Origin of the sequence: Arthrobacter sp. HY1533, from assembly GCF_027568515.1 — a bacterium.
Taxonomy (GTDB): Bacteria; Actinomycetota; Actinomycetes; order Actinomycetales; family Micrococcaceae; genus Specibacter.
Genome location: NZ_JANKZF010000050.1, coordinates 1 through 8216 on the forward strand (window position 1 = coordinate 1; position 8216 = coordinate 8216).

Genomic DNA, 8216 nt, shown 5'->3' on the forward strand with positions numbered 1-8216 from the left:
CTGCCGAAGCAGGCGCCGCCGGGGTCTTGCAGGGTTAGGAGGCGTCCTCGACCAGGTTCAGGTCGCGGCCCACGGTTTCGGGGGTGACGAACGTGGTGAAGAAGGAGATGCCGGCCAGGAGTGCTGAATACACGGCCAGGACCAGCCAGGAGTGGTTGGTTGCAGCCAGCAGGGCAAAGCCGATCATGGGGGCAAAGCCGCCGGCAAACACAGCCGAGATTTCGCGGCTCATGGCGACGCCTGTGAAGCGGTGGGTGGCGCCGAAGAGCTCGGGGAGCAAGGCGCACTGCGGCCCAAGCATTGACTGCACGCCGATGGAGATTCCCACCACCATGACGGCCCAAACAAGCCAGACGTGGCCCAGGGTGATGAGGTAGAACGCCGGGAAGGCAAAGAGCAGCTGGAACAGGGCGCCGTAACGGTAGACCTTGACGCGGCCCACGCGGTCGGACAGCGCCCCGAAGGAGATGACCATGATGGCGGCGAACCCCGCGGCGATCAGCAGGCCCACGGGGCCAATGAACTTGTCCCCTTCAAACACCCCGCCCTTGGAGGCCATGAAGCCGACCAGGAGAGTGGAGTAGATGCTGGAGTTGCCGTTTTCGCCCATGCGCAGGCCGATGCCGATCAGGACGTTCTTCTTGGACGTGCGCCACAACGTGCCGAGCGGGTTCTTGGTGACGTTCTTGTGCTTCTCCAGCTCCTGGAAGACAGGGGTCTCCTTGAGCTTGAGGCGGATGTAGATGGCAACACCGATCAACAGGATGCTGGCCAGGAACGGAACGCGCCACAGCCAGCCTTCCAGGACCTCGGGGTGTGCCATGCCAAGGAGCGCGAAGGTTCCGGCGCCCAGCAGCGTGCCCACCTGGATGCCCACGAAGGGAAGTGCGGCGAAGAAGCCGCGGCGCTTGCGCGGGGCCACCTCGGAGATGAGGGTTGTGGCCCCGGCCTGCTCGGCACCGGCACCCAGGCCCTGCACAATGCGCATGATGACCAGGAGGATGGCTCCCACCATGCCCGCCTGCTCGTAGGTGGGCAGAAGGCCAATGGCGAAGGACGCACCGCCCATGAGGCCGATGGTGAGCAACAGGACCTGCTTGCGGCCGAAGCGGTCGCCGATGTAGCCAAAGATGAGTCCGCCGAAGGGGCGGGCGGCGAAGCCGACGCCGTAGGTTGCGAAGGAGGCGATCAAGGCGCCTGTCTCGCCCAGCGGCGCGAAGAAGAGGGGGCCGAAGATCAGTGCCGAGGCGAGGCCGTAGATGTAAAAGTCGTAGTACTCAAGAGCCGAGCCAACCGAGCTGGCGAGTGTGGCCCGGCGAAGCTGGTCCGGATCCACCTTCTCCTCCGGCGGGGCGGCGGCGGGGCGTAAAGGCTGTGCAGTCACTGATTCTCCCTTGAAACTGTCTGGACCACCATTGGTCCAGGCGTGCGACAAAGACCCGAAGGCCGTTCACTCTGTTGTCCAGAGTACAACATAGTGAACGGTTCGCCAAGGGGGAAATGTTTCCTGCGTCACTAACCCATCGGATTGCCCAGCATCTTGGACAAATCCATGAGTTCACGCACCATGGCATCGCGCTGGGAGTCGGAGAAGGTGGCCTTCAGCGCGGTGACCGACACGCCCAGGCTTGGGCCATGGGCTCCACGCGTGGGGACGGCAACGGCCAGGCTCACCACACCCAGGGTCGATTCCTCATCCTCGAAGGCGTAGCCCTGCGTCCGGATCTGTGCAATCTGGTCCTTGATCTCGCGGCCGGTGCGCAGCGACTTGGATGTCATGACAGGAAGCGGCGCGTCATCAGGGAAGATCTGCTCCAGGTCATGGTCATGGAGCTTGGCCACAAGGGCCTTGCCAACGGCGCACAGCGTCACGGGCATCTTGTCGCCAATGTTGGAGGTGAGGCGGACGGCCGGATGACCCTCATGCCGGGCCAGGTAGATGACATTGTCACCCTCCAGCATGGCGATCCGGACAGTTTCGCCACTAAGCACAGGCGCCGCCTCGCAGAAGCGGTAGAACTCGCGAACCTCATCGCGGCGGCTCAGGTAGGCGGCACCAAGCTCCACGAGCTTCACGCCCAGGGCATAGTCGGAGCCAAGGCGGGTGATCAGCTGCGCATCCTCGAGGGCCTGCAAAAGGTTCGAGGTGGAGGACTTCGGAATGCCAAGTTCACGGGCCAGGTCGCTGAGCGTCAGCCGGCCGGTTGCCGATTCAGCCAGAACCTCAAGCACTGCCGCCGCGCGGGTCACGGCCGGAGCCGGGGAGGCGTGGCCCCGCGATTCAACGTTTTTGCCGGCCATGGTTTGAATATCGCTCACGTAAATTCCTCGACACTGAAGGCGGCCAGGGGCTCCCCGGGCCGGTGTTCCGCAAGAGCCAAGCGGTTCATTGCAGTGGACAATTTACATCATACTGGCCATTCTTGGAGGTAGAACGTCCGGTCTTGTGTTTTCCCGGCGCGCGATGTATATTTTTTCCAGACCTTCCACTGTGGCGTCCCCCAATAGCCACAGTGGAGGGTCCTCCAGTTTAAGCCGCCCGTCACGAGCCAGGCTCCGGGCCCGCGCAACTGAAACTTCAGACCACTTCCGGGCCACTTCCGGGCCACTGGGGGACCGCGCAAAAAAAGTATCTGGAAATCTGGTGTGTCAGTTTGCATCTGGAAGAACAGCAGGTTATATTTTTATTACTGGTTCCCCACCACAGCGTCCCCCAATAGCTGTGGCGGGGAACCTTTCAGTTTAACCACCGTCGCTCCGCGCCCCGTCGGGCCCGGCTTGCTCAGGCGGCCACCCCCTCCCGCAGGCGCCACGGGCCGCCGTCGCCGGCGCGTTCCAGGTCCATTGTCACCAGCTCGCTGCGCTCATTGCGCCCCAGCCTGGCCTGGACGCGCCACACCTGGACGTCCATCCGGCCCTGGCCCTTGGGCATGCGCTGCGCGTCACGCCACCAGGTGGTCCGCTCATACCAGCGCAGGGGTTCGGCCCCCACAACCCACGTGCGCCCGCTGCGGTGCACGCTCAGCGGCATGCCGGACGGGTCGGTCTTGACGCTGACTTCTTCATTGCTGGGATTCATGCCCCGTACGCTACGGAAGGGGTCGGACATCCAGGCGTGGCGGGCTCCGGCTACTTGAAGGCAAGCAGGCGCAGGAACGCCAGTTCCCCTATGACCTGGATATCCTGCCCCGCGGCGGCGAGCTCCCGGGCGCGCTTGACCTTGGCGCTGGCGGGTCCGCCGGCATCGTGGTTTGCGCACACCACCAGGGTCACCTTTTTGGTGGTGCCGTTGGCAATGGTTGCCCCCTTGGCCGCGGCCGCATCCTGCGCCTCTGCCCGGGGCATGCCGGCCAGGTCGCCGCTAAATACGATTGTCTGCCCGAACAGGGGCCCATACGGGTTGGCCTGGGCATTGGGCCTGGGCAGCTCGGCGAGTCGGCGCGTGTAGCCGGCTGCATAGTAATGGGGCACCTTGGCCTTGGGTGCCGCCGGCCACAGCTCGTCCAGGCGTGCCGCCCCGCTGCGCCTGGCCAGTTCAATCGCGATCAAGGCGCTGGCCCTGGCGTCGTCGCCGGCGTCGTGGTGGTTGAAGGCCGGCAGCGCCAACGCCCCCACAACGTCCGAGAGTGTGTAGTGATCCAGGTCCAGGTGTTTCCTGGCCAGGTTCAGGGTGCAGCGGAATTCCTGTGCCGGGGCCGGGAGCCCGCAGGCTTCGTTGGCCTTGGAAATCACTGACTTCTCGAAGCTGACGTTGTGGCCCACCAGGGCGTCAGTGCCGATGAAGTCCATCATGGGGCCGTGGATGCCGCGCCAGTCGGGCATGCCGCGCACATGTGCGGCGGTGATGCCGTGGATGCCCACGTTGACCGGATGGAACTCGCTGTAGCCTGGCAGCGGCTTGATGAGCCAGGAGGCCTGCTCCACCACCACGCCGGCCCGCACCTTGGCCATGCCCACGGCGCAGGCCGAGGCCCGGAAGCTGTTGGCGGTTTCAAAGTCGATTGCAGTGAATGAGATGTCCTGCACGCACTCCCCCTCAGGTGTTTTCAGCCAGTTTGGTTCCTGGGCTGGTGTCCGCGGACCAAGGATCCGGCAACGAAAAATCCCCGCCGCTGCATACCTTTCGGTGCACAATGGCGGGGATTTCCTTGGTGGGTCCTACCGGGATCGAACCGATGACATCCACGGTGTAAACGTGGCGCTCTACCAGCTGAGCTAAAGACCCATCTGCTGTTCCTGCTTCCAAGCTTTGCGCTTGTCGGCCTGACCAACGAGAAACTACTGTACATCATGATTTAGCTGTTGCGCCAATCGGGGGCCAGAAGGTCGGCCAGCCGGCCCAGGGACTCCCCCACGCCTGCCTCCAGTTTCACGGTTGCGTGCTCGTCGCCACGGGTGGTCCCCCGGTTGATGATGACCACAGGCTTACCATCCTTGGCCGCCTTTTTCACAAAGCGCAGCCCGCTCATGACCGTCAGCGAGGAGCCCGCCACCAACAGGATGCCGGCGGCATCCACCATGGCAAAGGACCGCTCAACCCTGTCCTTGGGCACGTTTTCACCAAAGAACACAAAATCGGGCTTGAGCAGGCCGCCGCACAGCGGGCACTTTGCCACCTTGAAGTTGCTGATCAACAGCTCACTGTCCAGCCCGGCGTCGGCGTCCGGCCCCACGGCGGCCCCGCCTGCGGCCTCCACCGCCTCCACAAAGCCCGGGTTGAGCTCTTCCAGCACCATGGCCAGAAAGGCCCGCGAGTACGTGTTGGTGCAGTCGGTGCACACGATTTGGTCGAACCGCCCATGCAGGTCCACCACGTTTTTGGCACCGGCACCCTGGTGCAGCCGGTCGACGTTTTGCGTGATGATGCCTGTCAGCTGCCCCGCATGCTCCAGCGCGGCGGCGGCATAGTGCCCGGCATTCGGCTCGGCGCGGCGCATGTGGGCCCAGCCCAGGTGGTTTCTGGCCCAGTACCGCCGCCGCAGCTCCGGCTGTCCCATGAATTCCTGGTACTTGAGCGGCTGTCGCGGCGGGGACGACGGCCCCCGGTAGTCGGGGATGCCGGAGTCGGTGCTCAGTCCGGCGCCGGTCAGCAGCGCCGCCCGTTTGCCGTGCAGCATTCCCGCCACCCGGTCGAGGACCTCGAGGTCCGACGGCGGCAGGGGCGCCCCGGACGCGGGCGTCCCCTGCACGAATCCGGTTTCACCGATGCCCGGGCGGACGCTGTCCATGGGCTAGAGGCGTTCCAGTGCCTGGCGGTACCGCTCAAGCGGGCGCGCCTGCCCGGTGGGGGTGCTGAAGACGTCAGCAACCACACCGTTGGCATCAACAAGGAAGGTGCTGCGCCCGGCCATGCCGCGTTCCGGGTCAAAGACTCCGTACGCCTGTGCCACCGCGCCGTGCGGCCAAAAGTCGGCCAGCAGGTCAAAGTCGTAGTTTTCGGCCCGCGCGTACGCCCGCAGCGTGTACTTGGTGTCGACCGAGACGGCCAGCAGCTTCACACCCGCCGCGGCAAAGTCGGCAATGTTGTCGCGCAGCTCGCACAATTCACCTGTGCAGATCCCCGAAAAGGCAAAGGGATAGAAAACAATGGCGACGGCCGAGCCCCGCAGCCCCGAAAGGGCCACGGGCTCGCCAAACTGGTTCGGCAGGGAAAAGTCCGGGGCAATGTCCCCGGGCTGGACTCCCTGACGGGTGCCGCCGTCGTGCATTACTGGCGCTTGCGCGGGACCAGGCGGGTTGCGGCCCAGTCTGCGGAGACGCCGGCGGTGGTGGTGACGTGCAGGCCGGCTGTGGGTGCGGCCTCCTGGATGTCCGACGGCGGGACGTAACCATCCCTGCCCTGCTTGGGAGTGAGGATCCAAACGATCCCGCCCTCGTCAAGGGTTGTCAGCGAATCGACCAGGGCATCGACCAGGTCTCCGTCGTCTGTGCGCCACCAGAGGATGACGTAGTCAACGACGTCGTGGTCCTCCTCGTCCAGCATTTCGGAGCCAATGAGCTCCTCAATGCTGTCCCGCAGCTCAAAATCAACGTCGTCGTCGTATCCGAGCTCCTGGACGAGATCCTCATCCTTGAACCCCAATTTGCCTGCCACCTTGGCAACAGTGCCGGCGTCGGCCTCGCTCACGTTTTTCCTCCTGCGGTCAACGCTTGCGCGTTGGTTTGTTGGTCAGTAACCCCAGTCTAGGGGGTTAGGCCATATTGCCTCCACTTAACAGCGGTTCGCAACAAACATACCGCCGCGGCAGCTGCGCAGCTGTGATTTGCATTACCCGGCATGCCCCGTCTCCCCGTTGGGTGGCGCGGGCACGGGGCAGGCGGCACTTCACGCAGCAGTGCTGGCTACGCACAAGCCGCAGGGGCGGTCTAGAGTGTTTACACACGCCCATCGCCACAGCAATGGGCACCCCACACTGCTTTTAAGAGAGGTTGGACGTGGCTGCAGGAGACCAGAACTCCCATATCCTCAGCGGGTTGACTAACCAGCTGCCTGATCGCGATCCGGAAGAGACAGCCGAATGGCTTGAGTCCCTGGATTCGCTGGTTCAGGAACGTGGCACGGAGCGTGCCCAGTTCATTATGCGTAGCCTGCTGCAGCGGGCCGGCGCACAGAGTGTTGGCGTGCCCATGGTCACCACCACTGACTATGTGAACACGATCCCGGCTGACCAGGAACCTGTGTTCCCGGGCAACGAGGAGATTGAGCGCAAGTACCGTGCCTGGCTGCGCTGGAACGCCGCCGTCATGGTGCACCGTTCCCAGCACCCCGACATTGGGGTCGGCGGACACATCTCCACCTATGCCGGTGCTGCGACCTTGTATGAGGTGGGCTTCAACCACTTCTTCCGCGGCAAGAACCACCCCGGCGGCGGGGACCAGATCTTCTTCCAGGGCCACGCCTCCCCCGGCATGTACGCCCGCGCCTTCCTGGAAGGCCGCCTCTCCGAAGAAGACATGGACGGCTTCCGCCAGGAACGCTCCAAGGAAGGCCACGCCCTCTCCTCCTACCCGCACCCGCGCCTGATGCCCGAGTTCTGGGAATTCCCCACCGTGTCCATGGGCATTGGCCCGATGAACGCGATCTACCAGGCCCAGTCCAACCGGTACCTGCACAACCGCGGCATCAAGGACACCTCCGAGCAGCAGGTCTGGGCGTTCCTTGGTGATGGTGAAATGGACGAGCCCGAATCACGCGGCCTGCTCCAGCTCGCCGCGAACGACAAGCTCGACAACCTGAACTTTGTTGTCAACTGCAACCTCCAGCGCCTCGATGGCCCGGTGCGCGGCAACGGCAAGATCGTCCAGGAACTGGAAGCGTTCTTCCGCGGCGCCGGCTGGAACGTCATCAAGGTCCTTTGGGGCCGCGAGTGGGATGACCTGTTGGCCCGGGACACCGATGGTTCCCTGGTTGATGTCATGAACACCACCCTCGATGGTGACTACCAGACGTACAAGGCCGAGTCCGGCGGCTTCGTCAAGGAGCACTTCTTCGGGAAGACCCCGCAGACCAAGGAACTCGTCGCGGACCTCTCCGATGACGAGGTCTGGAACCTCAAGCGCGGCGGGCACGACTACCACAAGGTCTACGCCGCCTACAAGGCTGCCACCGAGTTCAAGGGCAAGCCCACGGTGATCCTGGCCCACACGGTCAAGGGTTACGGCCTGGGCAAGCACTTCGAGGCGCGCAACGCCACGCACCAGATGAAGAAGCTGACCCTGCAGGACCTCAAGGACTTCCGCACCCACCTGCGCCTGCCCATCACGGATGAGACCCTGGAAGCGGACCCGTACCGTCCCCCGTACTACCGCCCCGGAGCCGACACCCCGGAAATCCAGTACCTCATGGAACGCCGCGCCGCCCTGGGCGGGTTCCTGCCCGAACGCCGCAGCAAGCACACCGAGCTGGAAATGCCCGGGGACAAGACCTACGAGGTCGCCAACCGCGGCTCGGGCAAGCAGCAGGCCGCCACGACCATGTCGTTCGTGCGGCTGCTCAAGGACTTGATGCGGGATGCGAACATCGGCAAGCGCATTGTGCCGATCATCCCCGATGAGGCCCGCACCTTCGGCATGGACGCGTTCTTCCCGACCGCGAAGATCTACAACCCCAACGGGCAGAACTACCTCTCCGTGGACCGCGACCTGGTCTTGGCGTACAAGGAGTCCATCTCGGGGCAGATCGTGCATGCCGGCATCAACGAGGCCGGTTCCGTGGC

8 protein-coding genes and 1 tRNA gene are annotated in these 8216 nt (G+C 64.3%); 1 reads left to right on the top strand and 8 read right to left on the bottom strand.

Translation table 11 applies throughout. The features are described 5' to 3' along the window. Positions 1–34 precede the first annotated feature (34 nt). The 8 genes from PCK14_RS19130 to PCK14_RS19165 all read right to left on the bottom strand — a co-directional run bounded on the left by PCK14_RS19130 (position 35) and on the right by PCK14_RS19165 (position 6127). Complete coding sequence (locus tag PCK14_RS19130) at positions 35–1384, bottom strand: MFS transporter (protein ID WP_269940114.1); 1350 nt, start codon at positions 1382–1384, stop codon at positions 35–37. 131 nt (positions 1385–1515) lie between these two features. Continuing rightward, a complete protein-coding gene (locus PCK14_RS19135; protein ID WP_333474371.1) occupies positions 1516–2301 on the bottom strand; it encodes an IclR family transcriptional regulator in 786 nt (261 codons plus the stop codon). 481 nt (positions 2302–2782) lie between these two features. Continuing rightward, the gene (locus PCK14_RS19140; protein ID WP_269940116.1) at positions 2783–3079 is read right to left on the bottom strand and encodes a hypothetical protein; all 297 of its coding nucleotides are present in this window, start codon (positions 3077–3079) and stop codon (positions 2783–2785) included. A 50-nt stretch (positions 3080–3129) separates the two neighbouring features. Continuing rightward, on the bottom strand, positions 3130–4026 hold the full coding sequence (locus PCK14_RS19145; RefSeq protein ID WP_269940117.1) for an exonuclease domain-containing protein: 897 nt from the start codon (positions 4024–4026) through the stop codon (positions 3130–3132). Positions 4027–4149: 123 nt separating this feature from the next. After that, a tRNA-Val gene (locus PCK14_RS19150) sits at positions 4150–4225 on the bottom strand. 70 nt (positions 4226–4295) lie between these two features. Further along, positions 4296–5228 carry an NAD-dependent protein deacetylase gene (locus PCK14_RS19155; RefSeq protein WP_269940118.1) on the bottom strand — a complete coding sequence of 311 codons (933 nt, stop codon included), beginning with the start codon at positions 5226–5228 and terminating at the stop codon, positions 4296–4298. 3 nt (positions 5229–5231) lie between these two features. Continuing rightward, a complete protein-coding gene (locus PCK14_RS19160; RefSeq protein WP_269940119.1) occupies positions 5232–5708 on the bottom strand; it encodes a peroxiredoxin in 477 nt (158 codons plus the stop codon). Then, positions 5708–6127, bottom strand: coding sequence for a DUF3052 domain-containing protein (locus tag PCK14_RS19165; RefSeq protein ID WP_269940120.1), 420 nt, complete (start codon positions 6125–6127; stop codon positions 5708–5710). The genes PCK14_RS19160 and PCK14_RS19165 overlap by 1 nt, the downstream gene beginning before the upstream one ends. Before the next feature lie 308 nt (positions 6128–6435). Here PCK14_RS19165 and aceE point away from each other — a divergent pair. Continuing rightward, on the top strand, positions 6436–8216 hold a 1781-nt coding region (gene aceE / locus PCK14_RS19170; RefSeq protein ID WP_269940121.1), incomplete at its 3' end, for a pyruvate dehydrogenase (acetyl-transferring), homodimeric type.